This is a genomic window from Pseudonocardia sp. GCM10023141 (assembly GCF_042653605.1).
This window is the reverse complement of the sequence record NZ_JBHSIR010000082.1, coordinates 185,845-205,320: the sequence shown is the minus strand read 5'-3', so window position 1 is coordinate 205,320 and position 19,476 is coordinate 185,845. Positions and strand designations below refer to the sequence as shown.

Sequence of the window (19,476 nt, the reverse complement as noted above, 5' to 3'; positions counted from 1 at the left end):
AACCAAGGGCTTCACCCATGATCAACCGGGGTCACGCCACGGCACCGCCAGGTTAAACAACAAGCTAAGATCCGGCGGAGTCCAACTGACGGTGACGGTCGGCACAGATCCACCAACGCGCACAGCCGAGAAGTCACCAGGAGCGTCCGCCGCACCGAACGGCGTTACTGTGACACCAGCCGACTCCGGTCCGGAACCTGCAACGTTCGTCGCGCTCACCGTGATTGTGTACTCCCGCCCGACAACCAGCCCCGGAATCGAAGCGGAGGTTCCAGCGAACTGGGCCACCCCGTTCCCGTCAACTCGTACGTCGTAACGCACACCAGCACCGGCGACAGCATTCCAACTCACGGCGACCGTTCCGTCCGGCTTGGCAACCGCCTTAACACCAGCCGGCGCTCCCGGAATCGGAGTCGGCGGCGGATCTGGCTCTCGCGGCGGCGGTCCAGGTGACTGCGAGGGCACCGGGCCTTTCGGATCCAGGGTAGGAGTTCTCTGAGGCGGAGCGCGGGGCGAATCGCGCGAGGACTCGCGCTGGATCGGGACCGCCTGGTCTGGCGATGCAGCGACTACGGCCGACACAACTCCGCCCGTCTTAACCGACGTGACTGACCCGTCGGTCCCGACGATGTGGGTTACCGAACCGTTCGCGTCGTCAACATAGATCCGGCCGTCCTCACCACGGGCGATAGACGCGGCGCCTCCACCCGGCGGCAGGTCGACCGTTCCTAGCGGGCGGCCATCGATACCGAAGGTCAACAAGCGATTTCGGGCCTGCTCGATGACAGCGACGATCCCATCGGACGCGACGGGCGCTGTGAACTGGCCGTCGCCGAGCATGACTTCAATCGCCGGGCCGCCCGGCCGGCCAGCTGGAATCCCACTGGAATCGATAAGGACGAGGCGGTTCGGCCCGGTCACCACGGCGGGCAGTCGTCCTTGAGTGTCGCGATCACCGATCAGGGCACCTTCAGGAAGGTCCACACCGATCCCCACCCCAGCAGTCAACGTCGATGACTCGATGATCTGGGCCGAGTCCCTCGCCGTGTCGACGAAGGTGGGTGCGTCTGACAGAACAGTCAGGGAGCCAGGCGCGCCGGCTGTGGTCTCCAAGCCGCAATCGAGGGCGGCCAAGCCGCGGCGCATTGCGCAGATGGCTCCGTTGTCGGGACGGTGCAGCCAGACCGTCCCATCACTGGTCGATACCGGCCTGCCGACGGGCCCGCCGACCTGTACCGACAAGGGCGGCAGCCCGAGCCGCACGAGGGTGCCCGCCTGTCGATAGACGAGGTAGGGCCCACCCACTACCTCGAGACCGATCGGCAGCTCGGTCTGCCCAGTTGGGAGGGTCGCGTCGACGGTCAGCGTCGACTTCCCGAAGACCGTGATGGACTGTCGACCAACGAGGAAACCCTGCTTCTCACCCTGAACCGCGAAGGCAGCGTCGGTCGCCGCGCCGGGCACCAACACCCGTGCATCGACCTGGTGCGTCCCGCTGTCAATGTGCACGACCGAGCTCTCCGAGCGGTTGAACACCCAGTGCCCGGCCTGCTGGAAGGCGATGGCCGGGCTGGTCCCGCCGGTGGCAACCATCACGGAGACGACGACCGCGAGCACAAGGCCGATGCTGAGCAGGACGCCTGGTATGCGGCGGCGTGAGGCCTCGCTGCTCACCGCTCCCCTTCCGTCGGCCTGTCGCGTTGATGTCGCTGAATGAGCACAGAACGTGACAACACGTCCGTCTGACCTATCCCGTGGGTGTGGTGACGGTGACCGTGTTGCTGACCGTCGTCGTCTGCTGCTGGACCCGCAGCACGATCGAGAAGGTCGTCGCCGGAGCGAGACCGGTGACGGGCACCGTGACTGATCCGTCCGCGCATCGCCCGGTCCACTTTGTCGTGCCATTGAGTTCGAGGCTGCACGGCCAGTAGACGTATGCCTGCCCCTTGGTCTTCTGCATCGTGACCGACACCGACGTGGCGCTTGCAGCAACCGCAGAGATCGACATTGCGATGGTGCAGTCGTGCGCCTTCGTCGTCACGGTCGCGGCCGGACCGGTGATGTCTGTCTGGCTTCCGGCTGCTCTCGTGACGGCCCGCACCTCAATGCGATAGGGGGCAAGGCAGGTGTAACCGTTGACGATCTGACCCTCGGGGACCGTCGTCTCCGCCGTCATACGCTCGCCAGGATCGCCATTGCGGTCGATGGCCCGGATGAGGTATTTGACCAATTGCCCACCGTTGAGGTTCGGCTGCGTCCAAACGAAGTTGAGCCATGCGGTCAGGCCTGCGTTGCCTTCCGCACCGTCTCTCGTAAGCGTCAGCCCCGTCGGCGCTCCTGGCGGGGGAATCGGAATCGTTATCGGGGGGCTCAACACCGACTCTCCGCTTCGCCCCGCGGTGTTCTGGGCCGTCACGCCGAAGCGGTAGGTGCTCCCCGGGGCCAGACCGGTCACAACCGCAGGCGAGCGGGTCGATGTCTGCGTGGCCTCGCTTCCTCCGGTCGCGCGGACGATGAACGTCGTGTCCGCCTGCACACCGCCGGCCCACGTCACCGTCACCGCGCCGTTCGCCCCCAGCGTCGCGGCAACCCCGGTCGGCGTTTCCGGTGGGTTCTGGACAGGCTGCACCTCAGGAGCCTTCGACGGCCCCACGTCGACCGGCACCCGGACGGGCTCGTCACCATTCACGCTCGGCGCAGGCTGAAGGGTGGGCAGGCGCGGCGTCGGTGATTGCGCCCGCACAAGTTCCGGAGCTGGCGCGCTGACCACCGTGTCGATCCTGGCGCCTGTCGTCACCGACGTCACCGCACCGTCGGCACCGACGACGTGGGTTGCCGCGCCGTTGGCATCGTCGACGTAGATCCGTCCGTCCCCGCCACGACTGATCGACGCCGGGCCGGAACCAGGCGGCAGGTCGACTGCACCCAGCGCCCGGCCGTCGATGGCAAACGTCAGGAGGCGATTGTGAATCTGCTCGACGACCGCGACGATGCCGTCGGCCGCCACCGGCGCACTGAAGTCGCCGGCGCCGAGCTCGCAGAAGATCGCGGTGCCACCGGGAAGGCCCGTGGGGATACCGGAGGAGTCGGCGAGTACCAGCCGGTTAGCGCCGCGGACAACACTGGGCAAGCGACCGCGAGTGTCACGATCACCAATCAACGAGGTGTCAGGGAGATCGACTCCGACAGGAGTGGTCGTGTCCGGACCGCGCCCGTCGACCACCTGCGCGGCGTCGTCGGCGGTGTCGAGGAAGGTCGCCGAGGCGCTCGCCACAGTCAAGGCACCCGGAAGCCCGGGAGACGTACTTTCGGAACAATCCAAGCTCTCGGCTCCGCGACGCAGAGCACAGACGGCGCCGGTGTCCGGACGGCGGACCCAGATGGTTCCATCGTCGGTGAAGGTGGGCCGGTCGACAGCCCCACCGGCGCGCACGGTGACCGGCGGTTCCCCGAGCCGGACCAGCACACCCGATTGCTTGTAGACGAGGTAGGGGCCACCCAGGACCTCAATCCCGACGGGCACCTCGGGCCCAGCTGCCGGTTGAGTTCCTTCCACCGTCAGCGTGGACTTACCAAAGGTAGTGATCGACTGGCGACCGACCAGGAAGCCCTGCTTCTGGCCCTGCACGGTGAACAGCGTGTCGGCAGCCGAGTTCGGGACCGCAACCCGCGCGTCGACCTGGTGCGTGCCCCCGTCGACATGGACGATCGCACGGTCGGCGCGGTTGAACACCCAGTGCCCGCTCTGTTGGAACGCCACCGCGGGGCTAGCGGACCCGGTGGCCACCATCGCCGATGCGACAACCAACGCCACCGCCAGGACGCTGACCACGATCGCCGGGATGCGGCGAGCTCGACGTCCCGTATCCACTCGCTCACCTCCCCGGCCAGACCTGTCGACTAGTAGTCGCGGATCGGCGACGGAACGTGACAGGTAGGCATCCGGGCGGCCTCGACGCGGCACCCGGCCGGTCATGTGACCGACCGGTGAGAGCATCCCGCGCAATACCGACTCGGCCCCACATCAACGCGTCCGGCTATCGGAAGGGCCAGCGCCCTTCAACGCAGCGATCGCTTGCTGCGCTGCCCCGGCAGAGTCGATGCCGATGAGTGTGATCCTGCCGAGGGTTCTCCCGACTGCTCGAACGTCAACCGATCGAACCTCGTCCCGTCCGACCACCGGGTGGACGATCAGCGCCTCTGGGTTCGCTCCTGGTCGATGGAAGGCGCTGGCGTAGGTCAACAGCTGATGTGCGTCGTTGCGGTCCAGGGTTTGGATCCGTAGTCCTTGTACTTGGCATCGACCGGTATCTGCACCGTGTCCGACCCGTCGTGTCCGACCAGCATCGCATCGGGGATGAAGCGTCTCGTCGCGCGGCCCTGCTCGGTCACGACGATGGGGACCGAACCCCGGGCGGGAATCGAGTGCGGGTCCCGCAGGTCGCTGCACGACCCGCTCCCACAGGACGTTCATGTTGATCAGGAGCGTGCCCGCGTTCCACGAACCGTCGACCAGCATGTCGTTCACGCCACCGCCGTTCAGCAAGAGGCCGGCCCACAGGTGGGCGCTCTGGTATCGGACGTTCATGCGGTGATCTCGGGCGGTGACCAGCCACCGTCGAATCGTGGGAACCGCCGACGCACAGGGCGGGAAGTGCGCGGCGACGACGCGCGCCTGCTGCCGCAGCTCGCGCGTCCCTGCGATACGTGCGGCGGCATCGAGAGCCGCTCGACACACGAGGTTCTCCCACACCTCCACCTCGCGGTCGAAGCGGTGCATGTGCAGCACGTCCACTTGACCGTATCGACGGCTCATTTGCCGGCGGATGTCGAGGCGACCACGGAGAACGGTGTCCACCGCTTCGTTCCGGCGGTAGTCGCGATGGAGCCCATCACGCGCGATCGTCGCGCATTCCTTCACCAGTGCGGAGACCACGATGTCCGGGAGACCCGTCGCATCGACGGACCATCGCCGGGTGCTCGCGACGTCGGTCGGCGCCGCGCCCGCATAGCCGATCCAGGACGCGACGGTCGTCCCGTCAGGCATCAGTTTGGGGTGTACGACGACGCGCACGCCGTCGAGGTGGAGCACCCCGCACACCGGCCCCGTGCGCAGCTCCCACCCCCGCGCAGAAGGGGCGCACTGCACGAGGTTGTCGGGCACGGACGACAGCAGCTCGAGGTCGTGCTCGGTGAGCTGCGATCGCGCGAGGCTCAGTGAGCCGTATTCGTGGGTCTTGACGCTCGCCTGTTCAGACACCGAGATCCGACTCATCCGGCGCGAACTCCTTGGCCAGAACCAGAAGCAGGTCCTCCGGGTCATGGGTCACGATCTCGCCGCGCTCGATGATCTCACTGCCGAGCAGCTGGACGAGCAGCTCCGGCTCGCCCAGGGCGTAGTCCTCGAGCTGCGGAACCAGATCCTGATAGAAGGCTGCGCCTATCGCCGTGCGGAGCCTCGCTGCAGGTCGAGATCCCACCCCTGCCCCGGCAGCGGCTGCTGGTCGCAGCAAAGGTCAGCTGACCGTTCTGACAGGTCAGCCGCGGGTGGATCCCGAGCCGATACGGTCTCTCTGCGCTCCGACACGATGACGCTGCGTGCTGGGGGATCCACCGTCACCGCACCAAAGGGGAACCATGAACCAGGCGGAGCGCCGACTGCACGACCTGTTGATCGAACGGCTGGAAGCCGACCCGACGGTGGACGAGCCGCTTTCGCGCACCATCCTTGCAGCGTGGAGCGGTGCGGATGCCCTCACGGCCGAGGTTGCCGGGCACGAAGCCGGCGACACTGCGGTCACTTCGACGCCGTCGACAGATCCGGCGCCCGACGTCTACCTCGCGGCCGTCCATGTGGAGGGCTTCCGCGGTGTCGGACCGCGGGCCACCCTCCCCCTGCGACCTGGGCCGGGCCTGACGCTCGTCACCGGCCGCAACGGATCCGGCAAGTCCAGCTTCGCCGAAGCCGCGGAGCTCGCGCTCACCGGTGACAGCAGGCGCTGGTCGGGGCGGACGGTGGTGTGGCGCAAGGGCTGGCGCAACCTGCACGCGCCGACCAAGGCGTTCATCGGTGTCGACCTCGTGACGGCAGGCGCGCCCGGCGTGACCCGCATCGCCCGCCGGTGGCCCGAGGGCGAGGAGCTGACCGGTGGGCAGTGGACCCGGCAGCTGTCCGGTGCCGAGCGCGAGGACTTCGACGGCGCGGCCTGGCGCGAGGACATGGTCACCTACCGCCCCTTCCTGTCCTACAGCGAGTTGGGGGCGCTGATCGACGGCAAGCCACCGAGCTGCACGACGCGATGCACAACCTGCTCGGGCTCGGGCCGCTGACCGCCGCCAAGGAGAACCTCCGGCTCGCCCGCAAGTCGTTGACCGACGACGTCAAAGCGGTGTCCGACGCTCGGAAGGACCTGCAGGCCGACCTCGCGGAGGTCGTCGACCCGCGGGCCGAACGGGCCGCCACGATGCTGGCGTCGACGAGGCCCGATCTGGCCGCGGTTGCCGAGCTCTTCTCGGGCGTCGCCGCCGACCTTTCCGGCGGCGCCGCGCTGATCGCGCTCAGCGCGCTGGAAGCGCCCGCCGCCGAGCAGGTACGAGCCACCACAGAGCGGCTGCGCCGGGCCGCTGACCGGGCGGGTGAGCTGGCGACGGCCGAGACCCGGTCGGCCGACCGCGTCTCGGGGTTGCTGCGGTCCGCCCTCGAACACCACGACGGGCACGGCACCGCACCGTGCCCGGTCTGCCTCACCGGCTCCCTCGATGATGCCTGGCGGGCCGAGGCCCTTCGCCGAGCCACCGAGCTGGAGGAGACCGCGACCGCCCTGCGGGAGGCGAGCCACGAGCTCACCGCCGCCCTCGCCGCCGGACGGGTGCTGACCGCGCACCGTCCCCAGGTCCTCACCGGCCAGGTCCCGATCGCCGTCGACGCCCTCGTCCAGGCATGGTCGGACTGGCAGGAGGCGGGCCGGACGGCCGGCGCTGCGGAACTCGCGCATGCACTCGACACCGCTGTCGGGCCGCTGGCAGCCGCTGTCGAGGACGCCCGTGCCCGCGCCCGCACCGAACTCGCCCACCGACGTTGGACCGGCTCACCCGAGGCCTCCAGTGGCTGACCGACACGTCGGACTCCCTGCGCGACGAACGCCTCGCTCCACTGGCCGACGCGTCCCAGCACGTCTGGCAGACCCTGCGCCAGCAGAGCAACGTCGACCTCGGTCCGGTCAAGCTCGGCGGGAAGGGCACTCTTCGGCACGTCGCCCTGGACGTACGCATCGACGGCACCGACGGCGGCGCCGCGCTCGGGGTCATGAGCCAGGGCGAGCTGCACGCGCTGGGCCTGTCGCTGTTCCTTCCGCGGGCCACCGTCGAGCAGAGCCCGTTCCGGTTCTTGCTCATCGACGACCCGGTCCAGGCGATGGATCCGGCCAAGGTCGACGGGCTGGCCCAGGTACTGGCCGAGGTCGCCACCGACCGCCAGGTCATCGTCTTCAGCCACGACGACCGGCTCGCCGAGGCCGTGCGCAGGCTGGCGGTCCCGGCCACGGTGTGGGAGGTCCAGCGCGGTGAGCGGTCCGTGGTCGAACTGCGCCACAACGCCGACCCGGTCAGCCGCTACCTCGACGACGCCCGAGCCATGATGCTGACCGACAACCTGCCGCCGGACCTGCGCGGGGAGCTGGTGGCCAGCTGCTGCCGCAGCGCCGTGGAGGCCGCGGCACACTCGAAGATCCGCCGGGTCCGGCTGGGCCGGGGCGAGCGGCACACCGAGGTGGAGAAGTTGATCTCCGCGGCGCGGACGACGAGCGACATCGTCACGTTGGCGGTGCTCGACGATCCGCACAAGGGCGCCGACCTGCTGCGGACGGTGCGCGAGGCACAGGGTGCCCGCGGGGTGGACGCGCTGCAGCGCTGCAAGGAGGGCGCCCACCACGGACTCAGCGGTGACCTGCGCCCGGTCGTCCGGGAGGCCGAGCAGCTCGCCGACTGGATCCAGCAATGACAGCGCCGATCGCGCCCGGATCGCTGCGCAGGCTCGTCGTCGCCGACCAACTGCTGCACAACCCCGACCTGATCGAGGACGGGGCGTGGCCGCGGGCGTGCACGTGGCTGATCCGCCTCGCGCTGGAGCACGCACTGGACGACTACTGGGAGCGCCGCCGGCCCGACGTCGCCGCAGCTTCGCGGCGCGCCCAGCTGCTCACGCTGACCCGCACGGTCGACCGCGACCTCGGACAGAGCTGCACGAACCTGTGGCACACCCTGAGCCGTGCGGCGCACCACCACGCCTACGAGCTGTCGCCGACGTCCACAGAACTGCGCGGCTGGCACCGCGGCGTGTACAACGCCGCCGCCGACCTGGCCGGCCGCTGAGATCCGCCCAGCACCCGACACAGAAGGATCCGAAGGGCTGCCATGCTCGGCTTCCGCTCGCTGTTGCGCACCCACGACACCCCGGACCTGATCGACGTCAGCCGCGTCGAGCTCGCCGCCTGGCTGAAGCACAAGCGGTACGACTCGTCGCTGCGTCTCAGCGCCGAGCCCATCGAGATCGGCCGCGACGTCCAGGGGTCGATGCAGCACCACACCGACGAGGCGAGCTCACAGACGATGCGGGCGCGCATCGTGGAGAACACCCCCTCAGGCACCTGGACCAGCGAGCTGACGGTGCACAACTCGCCGACCGGCAACCGCGGGTGGGTGTGGCTGGACATCCATAGCCCTGACCGCCACGGCTGGACGGCCACGCCGCGCTTGGCCCGCCGGCTCGTGCGAGCCCTTCCGGCGCGTGATGGCTCGCAACTGCTCAACGCCCATCCACGCATCGTTCGCGATCCCGACGTCGAGAAGGTGGTCGCAGCACTCGTCGACCCGGCCCGGCGTGGCCTGGCATTCGTCGCCGCCAGTCCCTACGAGACCGGCATCGCGCTGTGGCGAGACGCCGTCGAGAGCTTGCTCGACGACACCGAGGGCATCGCGAACGCGTGGGTCCTGTCCCCCTCCGCGACCGACCGGTTCAACTACCTTGTCCAGCCGGCGCACCAGGTCTCCGAGGGATTCGTCCGGACGTTCCTCCCCGGCGTCGACATCGGCAACGCCCTGGACGCGGAGCGCCACCGGTACCTGACCCGGCGCAGCCTGGAACGCGAGTCGAGCCGTGCGGTGCGCCGGCTGAACCTGGGTCTGCTGGAGACTCTGGCCCGCACCGGGCAACGGGCCGACTCCACGAAGCAGCGGATCAGCACCCGGCTGAGGGAACTGCAGGACAGCGTCGACGACGCGGGCCTCGAGCGCGACCTCGCACTCGAGGAACTCGCCATCGAGCAGCGCGAGCGGGCCGATGCCGAGGAGGACCGCGCCGAAGCCGAGCGTCGGTTGCGGTACCTGCGCAAGCAGCTGGTAGTCGTCGGGCGAGCGGACGTGGCCTGGACCGAACCCGAGCTCGACATCCGCGACATCCGGCCCGACACCTTCGTCGACCTGCTCGAACGCCTCGCCGAGCTGGAGCACGTGACCTTCACCGGCGACGGCGGAGTCACCCTCGATCTGGACAAGCACGGGAACTCACGGTCGTGGGCGGGCAAGACCTGGGATGCGCTGCTGGCCCTCGACGACTACGCCCGGATCAGTCTCGGTGAGGGATTCGCGGGCGACGTCAGCGCCTACCTCGCCGACACCCCAGCGGCGTGTCGCACCTTCTCGGGGAACCGCCACGCGTCCACCGAGTCCGGGGACGTCCAGCGCAACCCGCAGCTCCGAAATCCCCGTGAGCTCCCCGTCCCGGCCGAGGTCGAGCCGTCGGGTCGCGCGTTCATGGGTGCGCACTTCAAGATCGCCCAATCGGCGACGATCAGCCCTCGGCTGCACTACCTGGACGCAACTGCGCGGACACGGGTGATCTACGTCGGCTACATCGGGCCCCACCTTCCACTGTCGACGTCGTGACAGCCGGCGCAGCGGCGATCGCGACACGGCTGTTCCGGCGCCCCCGCTCCATGACCTGATCCGCACGGGCTGCGACGTCGAGGTGGCCCTACCGGTGTGGGTGAGCGGCCACCAGGCACAGCTGCGGACTTGCCGCGGCGTATCCGCTGCTGCCACCAACAGCATGGAGGTAGGCGGAGCGCCACTCGGGCACGCCGTCGGGGCCGACGCCGGCGATGTGGGCGAGTGCCACGAACGCCTCGCCGTCCTCGATGTTCGAGTAGCAGCGTTCGCAGATCTTCAGGTTCGGGGCGGTGCTGGACATAGTTCGATCATGCGCCGCCGGGGCCAGGGTGCGCCGCTTGATAGATGTCATTGTCCATCGATATCCCGACAAGTATGCTCGGCCGATGCTCCGGAGTGTCGCCGTGCTCGTGCTCGACGAGCTGATCGTCTTCGAGTTCGGGATCCTGTGCGAGGTCTTCGGCGTCGACCGGACCGCTGACGGCCTGCCGCCCATCGACTTCCGGGTCTGCGGGGTCGAGGCGGGGGCGCCGGTCCGCGCCGGGAGCGGCGTCGACATCGTCGCCCGCCACGGTCTGGACGGGCTGGCCGGTGCCGATCTCGTCGCGATTCCGGCCACCAACCTGCGCGAGTACCCCGAAGCGGCCCTCGAGGCCGTGCGGGCGGCCGCGGCGGCCGGCGCGACGGTGCTGACGATCTGCTCGGGCGTGTTCGTCGCCGGCGCCGCCGGGCTGCTCGACGGCAGGCGCTGCACGTCGCACTGGCAGTGCACCGCCGAGCTGCAGGCGCGCCACCCCGGGGCCGTCATCGACCCCGCGGTGCTGTTCGTGGACGACGGCAGCCTGGTGTCGAGCGCGGGCTCCGCGGCGGGTATCGACGCCTGCCTGCACGTCATACGCCGCGAGCTGGGCACCGCCGCGGTCAACACCGTCGCCCGGCTCATGGTCGTCCCGCCGCAACGCGACGGTGGGCAGCGGCAGTTCCTCCAGCTCCCCGTCCCCCAGTACGACGGCGCGGCGATCGCGCCGACCCTCGACTGGGTGCTCGAGAACCTCGACGTCGAGCACAGCGTCGCCGACATCGCGCGGCGCTCGCACATGTCGGAGCGCACCTTCACCCGGCGCTTCCTCGCCGAGACCGGCACGACCCCGCACCGCTGGCTCACCCAGCAACGGGTACTGCGCGCGCGCCAGCTGCTCGAGGACACGACGCTGACGATCGACGAGGTGTCAGCGAGCTGCGGGTTCAGTACGGCGGCCATGCTGCGCCACCACTTCCGCACCGCGGTCGGCGTCGCGCCGGGCGACTACCGCCGAACGTTCCGGCAGCCTGGCGTCGATCACGGGACGAGGACGTACTTGCCGACGACCCCCCGCTCCGCGTAGCGGCGCAGCACCGCTCCGGCCTCGTCCAGCCGGGCGGTGGTCGGGGCGGGTGGGTGCAGCTCACCTCGCGCGATCCGCCCCAGCACGTCGGCCAGCAACGCCGCGTTCCCCTCCGGCCCGCCCACCTCGCGGGCCCAGTCACCCCAGTCCACACCCAGGACCGACCGGTTGCGCAGCAACACGATGTTCGCCGGCAGCCGCGGGATCTCCCCCGACGCGAAACCCACGACGCAGAAGCGCCCGCCCGCGCGCAGCGCGCGCAGCGACGACTCGGCAGCGGGCCCGCCGACCGGGTCGATCACGACATCCGCGCCCCCGTCGGTCGCCGCCCGGATCCCGTCCTTCAGATCGTGGTAGTCGATGGCCGCCTCCGCGCCGGCCGCGATCGCGGCCGCCCGCTTCTCCGGCGACGACGCCACCGCGATGACCCGCGCGCCGAGGCTGCGCGCCACGTCGACGGCGGCCAGGCCGATCCCGCCGCCGGCCCCGAGCACCACGACCCGCTCCCCCGCCGCGATCGACACCCGCCGGGTCACGGCGAAGACCAGCGTGGAGTAGCTCTCCACCGCAGCGGCCGCCACGCCTGCATCGACCCCGGCCGGCAGTGCGACGGCCGAACCCACCGGCACCACCAGGTGCGAGGTGAACCCGCCGAACCCCATCGCCAGCCCCGCTACCGGCGTGCCGACGGCAGGAGCGTCCACACCCGGACCGAGTGCCACGACCCTGCCGGCCACGGCCGCACCGGGGGTGAACGGCAGGGGCGGTCTCACCTGGTAGCCGCCCCGGACGATCAGCCCGTCCACGAAGCTGACCCCCGCCGCGTCGACCTCCACGAGCACCTCGCCCGGGCCGGGAGCCGGAGTCGGCTCCTCCACCACCCGGAGGAGCTCCGGATCACCGAACTCCGAGCACACCACCCGTCGCATCGGCCCATCCTCATCCATCGGCCACCGTTTCGCCCGGGCCCGGAGCCCTACGCTGCGGCCGGACCGATGAGTTCACGCGACGCGGCCGGTCTGCCGTGGAAGGAGGTGGGACATGGACATCGATCTGTTCGCCGGCGTCGCGGTCAGCGATCTCCCCCGCGCTGTGGAGTGGTTCGACCGGTTCCTCGGCGCGGTCGAGTCGTTCGAGCCCAACGACACCGAGCGCGTCTGGACGGTGGCGCAGCACCGCCACCTGTACGTGGAGCTGCAGCCCGAGCACGCCGGCCACGCGCAGGTCACCCTGTTCGTCGGCGACTTCGACGGGTTCGTCGAGGCGGCAGCCGGGCGCGGGATCGAGCCGGAACTGCGCGAGACCTACGGCAACGGTGTGCGCAAGGCCGTGTTCCGCGACCCCGACGGCAACGAGGTCGGGGTCGGTGGGGCGCCGGTCGGCTGATCGGGCCCGGATCGCGGGACTCAGACCGTTGCGAACGGGGAACCGCCCGCGGCGAGCGTTCGGTCGAGGGTCGCGGGGTCGAGCACGTGGTCGCGCACGAGGTACCCCGCCCCGACGATGCCGGCCCGGGACCGGTACCGCGTCGGGAGGATCTTCAGGTCGCGGGTGGCCAGCGGCAGCGCGCGCTGGTAGATCACCTGCCGGACCCCGGCCAGCATGTGGTCTCCGATGGTCCCGAGCATCCCGCCGATGACGATCACGTCGGGGTTGAGCAGGCTGGTGGCGTAGGCGACGGCCTCGCCGAGCACCCGCCCCGCGGCCCGCAGGCTCGCCACGGCCTCGCTGTCGCCGCGCTTGACCCGTTCGGCCACGTCGCGGGCGTCGTGCACGTCGATCTGCTGGCTGCTGTGCAGGTCGCGGGCCAACGCCCAGCCGCCGACGAGCGACTCCAGGCAGCCGAGGTTCCCGCACCGGCACAGCGGATCGCCGAATCCGGGGATGTGGGCGTGCCCGATGTCACCCGCCGCGCCCTGCGCCCCGCGGTTGATGTCACCGCCGATGATCATGCCGCTGCCGACGCCGGTGCCCGCCTTGACGTAGAACAGGTGGCGCTGTCCCGGCCAGAAGCGGCGGTGCTCGGCGAGGGTGAGCAGGTTGACGTCGTTGTCGATGAGGATCGGCACCGGCCACACCGCCGCGAGGTGGGCGCGGATGTCGAAGCCGTCCCACCCGGACATGATCGACCAACCGCGCACGCAGCCGGCGTCGTAGTCGACCGGCGCGGGCAGCCCGAGGCCGAACCCCGCGATCGGCTTGTGCCCGAGATCGGCCTGATCGATCATGTCCCGCACCGTCGCCGTGATCCGGTCGAGCAGGACGTCCGGGCCGTCACCGACGGCGAGCCGCTCGACGCGGTCGGCGAGGATGGCCGTGTCGAGGTCGGTGACGGCGATACGGGTGCGCTCCTCACCGATGTCGACACCGATCATCAGCCCGGCCCCGTGGTTGAGCTGCAGTGCCCGCGACGGGCGGCCCCTCGACGGCACGTTGTCGGCGCCCTCGTGGATCAGGTCGGCGGCGAAGAGCAGGTCGAGCCGCTGCCCGACCGTGGACCGGGACAGGCCGGTGGCGGCGGCGATGGCGCCGCGGGTGCGCGCGTGCCCGCGGGCGATGAGCTCCAGGATCCGTCCCGGTCCGTCCTCGGCCCGCGCCGGGCCCGGGGCCGCCCTGTCGGTGCGGATCGGGTCGGTCATCGGCCACCTCCAGGCGAGATCTGGCTCGCAGTAAACCACCGCACTTATGTCGATGACCAGACATAATTCGGATTCTTATGCTTGACAGTAATCTGAACGGCGCTCAGTATCTGGCGGGTGCCGACCTGGTCGCGCACCTGGGCCGACGACATTCCCCGCAGCCGGGAGGACGTTCAATGAAGATCATCCGATGGGCCCAGAGCCCTGCACGGGTCGGCGCCACGGCCCTGACCGCGGCGTGCGCGCTCGCCGTCGCCGGGTGCGGATCGGGTGGGAGCACCGCGCCCTCGCCCGCGGCCGCCGCGCCGGACACCCCGGTGACGATCGGGATCGTCGAGCTGAACCTCAGCAACCCCTTCTTCGGGACGTTGGAGAAGGCGACCGAGGCGGCCGCGACGGCCAAGGGCTGGAAGGTGATGAAGGCCGAGGCGAAGGTGCCCGGTGACTCCGCCACCCAGGTCACCGCGATCGAGAACATGATCACCAACAAGGTGCGGGCCATCGTCCTCGACCCGGCCAACGCCACGGCGCTGGTGCCCGTCGTGAAGAAGGCCAGGGACGCGGGCATCCTCGTGATGACGGTCAACGCGTCACTGACCCCGCTCGAGGCGGCCGATGCCACCTTCGCCACCGACAACCTCGCCGCCGGGAAGCTCATCGGCCAGTGGGCCAAGGCCACGGCCCCGAGCGATCCCCACATCGCGCTGCTCGACTACGACCTGTCCGACGGGCCCGCGAGCGGGCGGCACAACGGATTCCTCGCCGGCTACGGCATCGCCGTCGACTCCCCGCTCGTCTCCGGTACCGCGCTGACCAAGGGCACCGTCGACACCGGACAGTCCGCGATGGAGAACCTGCTCTCGGCACATCCGGACATCAACACCGTGTACACGATCAACGAACCCAGCGCGCACGGTGCGAACACCGCCATCAAGAACAAGGGCCTGGCCGGCAAGGTCGCCATGGTCTCCGTCGACGGCGCCTGCTCCGGTGTGCAGGACGTCAAGGACGGCATCATCGGCGCCACCGCGATGCAGTTCCCCAGCAAGATGGGGCAGCTGGCCGTCGAGGCCGCTGCCGCCTTCGTCAAGGACGGCACCAAGCCGAAGGCCGGGCTGACCGACTCCGGCACGGTGCTCATCACCGACAAGCCCGTCTCCGGGCTCGAGTCCCAGACCTCGGCGTGGGGGTTGCAGAACTGCTGGGGGCCCGCAGCGTGACCCAGACCGATCTGCGTGACGCGGACGCGCCGGCCCTCGAGAAGAGGGCCGGCGGTGCCGGCACCCTGCGTCGCATCGCGACGCACCAGATCGCCGGGCCGCTCGCAGCGCTGATCGTCGCGATCATCGTCTTCAGCGTCACCACCAGCACGTTCTTCAACGTCGGCAACCTGTCGCTGATCGCCCAGCAGTCGGTCGTCGTCGGCACGCTGGCCATCGGCCAGACCCTGATCATCCTGACCGCCGGCATCGACCTGGCCAACGGCGCGATCATGGTGCTCGGCTCGGTGGTGATCGGCCAGATCGCCGTGACCGGCGACCCGGTGATCGCACTGGTCGTGGGGCTGGTCGTCTGCGTCGCGGTCGGCGCGGTCAACGGCCTGCTCATCGCGAACTTCCGGCTGCCACCGTTCATCGTCACGCTCGGCGTGCTCTCGGTGATCACCGCCGCGGCCCGCATCTTCACCGACTCGGCGAGCTACCCGATCGACTCCGGCCTGCTGACCGTGCTGAACCAGGGCCCGACGGTCGGTGGGGTGACCCTCACCTTCGGCGTGCTGCTGTGGATCGGGCTCACGGCGCTGCTGGCCTATGCGCTGGGCCAGACCGCGTGGGGGGTGCGGGTCTACGCCATCGGCGACAACCCGCGCGCCGCCGAACTGGCCGGCATCAAGGTCAAGCGCCTGCTGTTCGGCGTGTACGTCGTGGCCGCGGTCATCTACACCTTCGCCGCGTGGCAGGCCCTGGGTCGCACCCCCACCGCGGATCCGAGCGGCTACAGCACGGCGAACCTCGACAGCATCACCGCGGTCGTCATCGGCGGCACCAGCCTGTTCGGTGGGCGCGGCGGCGTCGTGGGCACGCTGATCGGCGCGCTGATCGTGACGGTGCTCGCGAACGGGCTGACCCAGGCCGGCATCGACTCGCTCTACCAGCAGGTGGCCACCGGAGTGCTGGTGGTCATCGCGGTCGGCGTCGATCACCTCGTACGACGGAGGCAGTCCCGATGAGCGGCGACGGCCCGATGAGCGGCGACGGAGGGGCAGCGGTGATCGAGGCGCGCGGCCTGACCAAGCACTACGGCCAGGTGATCGCCATGGACGACTGCGACTTCGACCTGCGACCGGGCGAGATACTGGCCGTGATCGGTGACAACGGTGCCGGCAAGTCGACGCTGATCAAATCCCTGACCGGGGCGGTCGTGCCGGACTCCGGGACGATGCGTCTGGACGGCGAGGTGGTGCAGTTCCGCAGCCCGCTCGACGCGCGCAGGGCCGGGATCGAGACGGTCTACCAGGAACTCGGTGTCGCGCCCGCGCTCGACATCACCCAGAACCTGTTCCTCGGCCGCGAGCAGCGCCGCCCCGGCCTGCTCGGCACCGTGTTCCGCAAGCTCGACAAGCCCGCCATGCGCCGGGAGGCCGCCCAGCAGATGGTCGACCTCGGCATCCGCGTGCAGTCGATCCGGCAGCAGGTCGAGACACTGTCGGGCGGGCAGCGCCAGGCGGTCGCCGTCGCCCGCGTCGCCGCATGGGCCACGCGCGTCGTCGTCATGGACGAACCCACAGCGGCACTGGGCGTGCGGGAGACGAACCAGGTGCTCGACCTCATCCTGCGAGTGCGGGAGAACGGGCTGCCGGTCGTCCTCATCAGCCACAACATGCCCAACGTCTTCCAGGTCGCGGACCGCATCCACATCCACCGGCTGGGCCGCCGGGTCGCGCTGGTGCAGCCGCGGACCACCTCGATGGAGGAGGTTGTCGCCGTGATGACGGGAGCCCGGCCGCCCGACACGCTCGCCCCGCTCGACCCGACCTCGTGACGTCCGGCGCGTCGGCACCGCACTCCCGAAAGGCACTCCCGAAAGGCGAAGACATGACCGCCCACTCGCAGTCGGCACCCGATCCCGGCGGCGATCCCGTCGAGGAGGTCGGGCTCGACGACCTGATCACCGCCGCCCGCGGCCTGATCGTCGCCGGGCAGCGCCGCATCCTCGGCATCGCGGGCGCACCCGGATCCGGCAAGACGACGCTGGCCGAGACGCTCACCGCGGCGCTCGGCGAGGACGCCGTGATGGTCGGACTGGACGGCTTCCACCTCGCCAACGCCGAGCTGCACCGGCTGGGCCGCCACGACCGCAAGGGCGCGGAGGACACGTTCGACGCCGCGGGCTACGTCAACCTGCTGCGCAGGCTGCGCGCCGCCGAGGATCCGACCGTCTACGCCGCGTTCTTCGACCGCGGCATCGAGGAGTCGATCGCCTGCGCGGTACCCGTCGCGAACACCGTGCCGCTGGTCATCACCGAGGGCAACTACCTGCTCGTCGACGGCCCGCGCTGGGGCGAGGTGCGGACGCTGCTGGACGAGGCCTGGTACCTGCAGCCGGACGAGGACCTGCGCTTCGAGCGGCTCGTCGCCCGCCACATGCGCTTCGGACGCTCCGTCGACGAGGCCCGCGAGCGATCGCACGGCTCGGACCAGCGCAACGCCGTGCTGATCGCCGGAACACGACAGGCTGCCGACCGGATCGTCCGGTTGCGCACCGCCGACGAACGGTCCGCAGCGGCCGGAACGGAGCAGCACGCATGACGGTCCTCGACCAGTTCCGGCTCGACGGCAAGGTCGCCGTGGTCACCGGCGGCAACCGCGGCATCGGCCGGGCCATCGCCGTGGCACTCGCCGAGGCCGGGGCGGCCGTCGCCGTGGCCGGCCGCGACGAGCAGCGCAACAGCGACGCCGTCGCCCAGCTCACCGGCATCGGGGCCACCGCGATGGCGACGACGACCGACGTCACCAGCCGCCCTGACCTGGAGGCCATGCGCGACAGCGTGTCCCAGCAGCTCGGGCCGATCGACATCCTGATCAACAACGCCGGCATCGGCATCCACGGCGAGTCCCTCACGATCGACGACGAGGGCTGGGACCGCGTCATGGCCACCAACCTGGACGCGGTCTGGAAGGCCAGCCAGGTGATCGGTGAGGGCATGGTCGCGCGGGGCAGCGGCGCGATCGTCAACGTCGGCTCCATGTCCGGGATGATCATCAACCGGCCGCAGTGGCACGCGCCCTACGCCGTGTCCAAGGCGGGCGTGCACCACCTGACCCGATCGCTCGCCGCCGAGTGGGCACCCCGGTCGGTGCGGGTCAACGCGATCGCGCCCGGCTACACGAAGACCGAGATCTCCGACATCGACCTTCCCGAGTACAAGCACTACTGGATCGACGAGGTGCCCATGCAGCGCTACGCCCAGGCATCCGAGATCGCCCCCGCCGCCCTCTACCTGGCCAGCCCGGCGTCCTCGTTCGTCACCGGTTCGGTGCTGGTCATCGATGGTGGCTACACGCTCTGGTGAGGGGCGGGTCAGGAGTCGGTGGCCGCGGGACGCGGCCGCCACGGCACGACGTAGCCATCGCGCAGCACCGTGCCCCAGCCCGAGAACACGGCGCCGAGCCCGTCCAGCACGGCGGGGAGGTGCTCGGTGCCGGTGCCGATCGCCACCGCGTAGAGCAGGTAGACGAACACGCCGTGGGCCTGCTTGCCCGGTGCGCCCGCGTTGTTGGACAGCTCGGCCAGCACCGACGGCATCAGCCGCGACACGATCAGCCCGATCCCGTCCGACCCGGCGGCGGCGATCTGGTGCGCCCCCTCGACGACGCTCACGCGGGTGGCGCGGATCTCGTCGGTGAGCGGCGGCGCCGACGTCGGGGTGAACGTGCGGGCCGTGTCCAGTGCCGTGAACAGCGTGGACACCATGTGCCCGGCATGTTCCTCGCTGTAGTCGCTGCCCGGGTTGGCAGCCGAGAGCAGCCAGTCGGCCACCGCGTCGATCAGCACGATCTCGAGTGCGGCCGACTCGTCGGTGGTGAAGGAATGAAAGGCCCGGACGATGTCGTCCTCCCAGGCGCCACTGCCGGCTGCGGTCATGGGCGCCACCGTACTGGGAGCCGGACCGGTCGAGCGTCGCATCGCGATACGCGGCCTCGCCTCGCGGCCCCCGCTCGCCGCTCGCCCACGTCGCGACATGGGATCATCGTGCGCGTGCACCCTGGTTGCACGACCTGACCGAGCAGGAGGTCCGCACAGCGGGCGCGCTGGACCTGCGGCTGGTGACGGTGCTGGCCGGGCTGACCGTCCGCGCCCGATCGGTGCCGGACCTGGCCGCACAGGTCGGCCTGCCGCCCCAGCGGCTGCGCGACGGCGACCGCAGCGGTTCCACGGCAAGGGCGTGCGGCGCGCCGTCGACGCCGTGACCGGGGAGATCCGTGCGCTCGTGCTCGGACACGACG

At 70.3% G+C, this 19,476-nt stretch carries 21 protein-coding genes; 13 read left to right on the top strand and 8 right to left on the bottom strand.

Annotation, left to right across the window (positions count from 1 at the left end):
• Positions 1 to 21: 21 nt before the first annotated feature.
• The 4 genes from ACFPFQ_RS45485 to ACFPFQ_RS45470 all read right to left on the bottom strand — a co-directional run bounded on the left by ACFPFQ_RS45485 (position 22) and on the right by ACFPFQ_RS45470 (position 5,480).
• Positions 22 to 1,674, bottom strand: a complete 1,653-nt coding sequence (locus tag ACFPFQ_RS45485) for a fibronectin type III domain-containing protein (RefSeq protein ID WP_379629523.1) — start codon at positions 1,672 to 1,674, stop codon at positions 22 to 24.
• 73 nt (positions 1,675 to 1,747) lie between these two features.
• Entirely contained in the window at positions 1,748 to 3,832 is a 2,085-nt protein-coding gene (locus ACFPFQ_RS45480) for a hypothetical protein (RefSeq protein ID WP_379629522.1), read from the bottom strand.
• A 192-nt stretch (positions 3,833 to 4,024) separates the two neighbouring features.
• Positions 4,025 to 5,275 carry a 5-methylcytosine restriction system specificity protein McrC gene (locus ACFPFQ_RS45475; RefSeq protein ID WP_379629521.1) on the bottom strand — a complete coding sequence of 417 codons (1,251 nt, stop codon included), beginning with the start codon at positions 5,273 to 5,275 and terminating at the stop codon, positions 4,025 to 4,027.
• Positions 5,253 to 5,480 (bottom strand): hypothetical protein, encoded by a 228-nt coding sequence (locus ACFPFQ_RS45470; protein WP_379629520.1) that lies wholly within the window; start codon positions 5,478 to 5,480, stop codon positions 5,253 to 5,255. The genes ACFPFQ_RS45475 and ACFPFQ_RS45470 overlap by 23 nt, the downstream gene beginning before the upstream one ends.
• Positions 5,481 to 5,637: 157 nt before the next feature.
• Here ACFPFQ_RS45470 and ACFPFQ_RS45465 point away from each other — a divergent pair, with 157 nt between their 5' ends.
• Genes ACFPFQ_RS45465 through ACFPFQ_RS45445 form a run of 5 tightly spaced genes read left to right on the top strand, consistent with a single transcriptional unit; the run spans position 5,638 to position 9,942 of the window.
• Positions 5,638 to 6,330: an ATP-binding protein gene (locus ACFPFQ_RS45465; RefSeq protein ID WP_379629519.1), complete on the top strand. Its 693-nt coding sequence runs from the start codon at positions 5,638 to 5,640 to the stop codon at positions 6,328 to 6,330.
• Positions 6,300 to 7,112: a hypothetical protein gene (locus ACFPFQ_RS45460; RefSeq protein WP_379629518.1), complete on the top strand. Its 813-nt coding sequence runs from the start codon at positions 6,300 to 6,302 to the stop codon at positions 7,110 to 7,112. The genes ACFPFQ_RS45465 and ACFPFQ_RS45460 overlap by 31 nt, the downstream gene beginning before the upstream one ends.
• On the top strand, positions 7,079 to 7,999 hold the full coding sequence (locus ACFPFQ_RS45455; protein ID WP_379629517.1) for a hypothetical protein: 921 nt from the start codon (positions 7,079 to 7,081) through the stop codon (positions 7,997 to 7,999). Before ACFPFQ_RS45460 ends, ACFPFQ_RS45455 begins: the two co-directional genes overlap by 34 nt.
• Positions 7,996 to 8,370, top strand: coding sequence for a hypothetical protein (locus tag ACFPFQ_RS45450; RefSeq protein ID WP_379629516.1), 375 nt, complete (start codon positions 7,996 to 7,998; stop codon positions 8,368 to 8,370). The genes ACFPFQ_RS45455 and ACFPFQ_RS45450 overlap by 4 nt, the downstream gene beginning before the upstream one ends.
• A 42-nt stretch (positions 8,371 to 8,412) precedes the next feature.
• Positions 8,413 to 9,942 (top strand): hypothetical protein, encoded by a 1,530-nt coding sequence (locus ACFPFQ_RS45445; RefSeq protein ID WP_379629515.1) that lies wholly within the window; start codon positions 8,413 to 8,415, stop codon positions 9,940 to 9,942.
• A gap of 88 nt (positions 9,943 to 10,030) precedes the next feature.
• Here the strand turns inward: ACFPFQ_RS45445 and ACFPFQ_RS45440 are convergent, their stop codons facing one another.
• On the bottom strand, positions 10,031 to 10,246 hold the full coding sequence (locus ACFPFQ_RS45440) for a hypothetical protein (protein ID WP_379629514.1): 216 nt from the start codon (positions 10,244 to 10,246) through the stop codon (positions 10,031 to 10,033).
• A gap of 85 nt (positions 10,247 to 10,331) precedes the next feature.
• On the opposite strand from ACFPFQ_RS45440, the gene ACFPFQ_RS45435 reads away from it, so the two are divergent.
• Positions 10,332 to 11,330, top strand: a complete 999-nt coding sequence (locus tag ACFPFQ_RS45435) for a helix-turn-helix domain-containing protein (RefSeq protein ID WP_379629513.1) — start codon at positions 10,332 to 10,334, stop codon at positions 11,328 to 11,330.
• Here ACFPFQ_RS45435 and ACFPFQ_RS45430 read toward each other — a convergent pair.
• The gene (locus tag ACFPFQ_RS45430; protein ID WP_379629512.1) at positions 11,285 to 12,259 is read right to left on the bottom strand and encodes a zinc-binding dehydrogenase; all 975 of its coding nucleotides are present in this window, start codon (positions 12,257 to 12,259) and stop codon (positions 11,285 to 11,287) included. The two genes, ACFPFQ_RS45435 and ACFPFQ_RS45430, sit on opposite strands and share 46 nt — an antisense overlap.
• Positions 12,260 to 12,371: 112 nt before the next feature.
• On the opposite strand from ACFPFQ_RS45430, the gene ACFPFQ_RS45425 reads away from it, so the two are divergent.
• On the top strand, positions 12,372 to 12,716 hold the full coding sequence (locus tag ACFPFQ_RS45425; RefSeq protein WP_379629511.1) for a VOC family protein: 345 nt from the start codon (positions 12,372 to 12,374) through the stop codon (positions 12,714 to 12,716).
• A 20-nt stretch (positions 12,717 to 12,736) separates the two neighbouring features.
• On the opposite strand, the gene ACFPFQ_RS45420 is transcribed toward ACFPFQ_RS45425, so the two are convergent.
• A complete protein-coding gene (locus tag ACFPFQ_RS45420) occupies positions 12,737 to 13,969 on the bottom strand; it encodes an ROK family transcriptional regulator (protein WP_379629510.1) in 1,233 nt (410 codons plus the stop codon).
• 176 nt (positions 13,970 to 14,145) lie between these two features.
• Here ACFPFQ_RS45420 and ACFPFQ_RS45415 point away from each other — a divergent pair, with 176 nt between their 5' ends.
• Genes ACFPFQ_RS45415 through ACFPFQ_RS45395 form a run of 5 tightly spaced genes read left to right on the top strand, consistent with a single transcriptional unit; the run spans position 14,146 to position 18,542 of the window.
• Entirely contained in the window at positions 14,146 to 15,189 is a 1,044-nt protein-coding gene (locus ACFPFQ_RS45415; protein ID WP_379629509.1) for a substrate-binding domain-containing protein, read from the top strand.
• Positions 15,186 to 16,199 carry an ABC transporter permease gene (locus ACFPFQ_RS45410; protein ID WP_379629508.1) on the top strand — a complete coding sequence of 338 codons (1,014 nt, stop codon included), beginning with the start codon at positions 15,186 to 15,188 and terminating at the stop codon, positions 16,197 to 16,199. Before ACFPFQ_RS45415 ends, ACFPFQ_RS45410 begins: the two co-directional genes overlap by 4 nt.
• Positions 16,196 to 17,011 (top strand): ATP-binding cassette domain-containing protein, encoded by an 816-nt coding sequence (locus ACFPFQ_RS45405; RefSeq protein ID WP_379629507.1) that lies wholly within the window; start codon positions 16,196 to 16,198, stop codon positions 17,009 to 17,011. The genes ACFPFQ_RS45410 and ACFPFQ_RS45405 overlap by 4 nt, the downstream gene beginning before the upstream one ends.
• Positions 17,012 to 17,064: 53 nt before the next feature.
• Entirely contained in the window at positions 17,065 to 17,778 is a 714-nt protein-coding gene (locus ACFPFQ_RS45400) for a nucleoside/nucleotide kinase family protein (RefSeq protein WP_379629506.1), read from the top strand.
• Complete coding sequence (locus ACFPFQ_RS45395) at positions 17,775 to 18,542, top strand: SDR family NAD(P)-dependent oxidoreductase (RefSeq protein ID WP_379629505.1); 768 nt, start codon at positions 17,775 to 17,777, stop codon at positions 18,540 to 18,542. The genes ACFPFQ_RS45400 and ACFPFQ_RS45395 overlap by 4 nt, the downstream gene beginning before the upstream one ends.
• 8 nt (positions 18,543 to 18,550) lie before the next feature.
• Here ACFPFQ_RS45395 and ACFPFQ_RS45390 read toward each other — a convergent pair whose 3' ends face one another.
• Positions 18,551 to 19,114: a hypothetical protein gene (locus ACFPFQ_RS45390; protein ID WP_379629504.1), complete on the bottom strand. Its 564-nt coding sequence runs from the start codon at positions 19,112 to 19,114 to the stop codon at positions 18,551 to 18,553.
• Between the two features lie 125 nt (positions 19,115 to 19,239).
• On the opposite strand from ACFPFQ_RS45390, the gene ACFPFQ_RS45385 reads away from it, so the two are divergent.
• Entirely contained in the window at positions 19,240 to 19,440 is a 201-nt protein-coding gene (locus ACFPFQ_RS45385) for a hypothetical protein (protein WP_379629503.1), read from the top strand.
• Positions 19,441 to 19,476 lie beyond the last annotated feature (36 nt).

Excerpts from the sequence above, each read along its gene's own strand:
- ACFPFQ_RS45475 (WP_379629521.1), bottom strand. The coding sequence starts at position 5,275 with ATGAGTCGGATCTCGGTGTCTGAACAGGCGAGCGTCAAGACCCACGAA.
- ACFPFQ_RS45465 (WP_379629519.1), top strand. The coding sequence starts at position 5,638 with ATGAACCAGGCGGAGCGCCGACTGCACGACCTGTTGATCGAACGGCTG.
- ACFPFQ_RS45460 (WP_379629518.1), top strand. The coding sequence starts at position 6,300 with ATGCACAACCTGCTCGGGCTCGGGCCGCTGACCGCCGCCAAGGAGAAC.
- ACFPFQ_RS45450 (WP_379629516.1), top strand. The coding sequence starts at position 7,996 with ATGACAGCGCCGATCGCGCCCGGATCGCTGCGCAGGCTCGTCGTCGCC.
- ACFPFQ_RS45445 (WP_379629515.1), top strand. The coding sequence starts at position 8,413 with ATGCTCGGCTTCCGCTCGCTGTTGCGCACCCACGACACCCCGGACCTG.
- ACFPFQ_RS45440 (WP_379629514.1), bottom strand. The coding sequence starts at position 10,246 with ATGTCCAGCACCGCCCCGAACCTGAAGATCTGCGAACGCTGCTACTCG.
- ACFPFQ_RS45435 (WP_379629513.1), top strand. The coding sequence starts at position 10,332 with ATGCTCCGGAGTGTCGCCGTGCTCGTGCTCGACGAGCTGATCGTCTTC.
- ACFPFQ_RS45430 (WP_379629512.1), bottom strand. The coding sequence starts at position 12,259 with ATGCGACGGGTGGTGTGCTCGGAGTTCGGTGATCCGGAGCTCCTCCGG.
- ACFPFQ_RS45425 (WP_379629511.1), top strand. The coding sequence starts at position 12,372 with ATGGACATCGATCTGTTCGCCGGCGTCGCGGTCAGCGATCTCCCCCGC.
- ACFPFQ_RS45420 (WP_379629510.1), bottom strand. The coding sequence starts at position 13,969 with ATGACCGACCCGATCCGCACCGACAGGGCGGCCCCGGGCCCGGCGCGG.
- ACFPFQ_RS45415 (WP_379629509.1), top strand. The coding sequence starts at position 14,146 with ATGAAGATCATCCGATGGGCCCAGAGCCCTGCACGGGTCGGCGCCACG.
- ACFPFQ_RS45405 (WP_379629507.1), top strand. The coding sequence starts at position 16,196 with ATGAGCGGCGACGGCCCGATGAGCGGCGACGGAGGGGCAGCGGTGATC.
- ACFPFQ_RS45400 (WP_379629506.1), top strand. The coding sequence starts at position 17,065 with ATGACCGCCCACTCGCAGTCGGCACCCGATCCCGGCGGCGATCCCGTC.
- ACFPFQ_RS45395 (WP_379629505.1), top strand. The coding sequence starts at position 17,775 with ATGACGGTCCTCGACCAGTTCCGGCTCGACGGCAAGGTCGCCGTGGTC.
- ACFPFQ_RS45390 (WP_379629504.1), bottom strand. The coding sequence starts at position 19,114 with ATGACCGCAGCCGGCAGTGGCGCCTGGGAGGACGACATCGTCCGGGCC.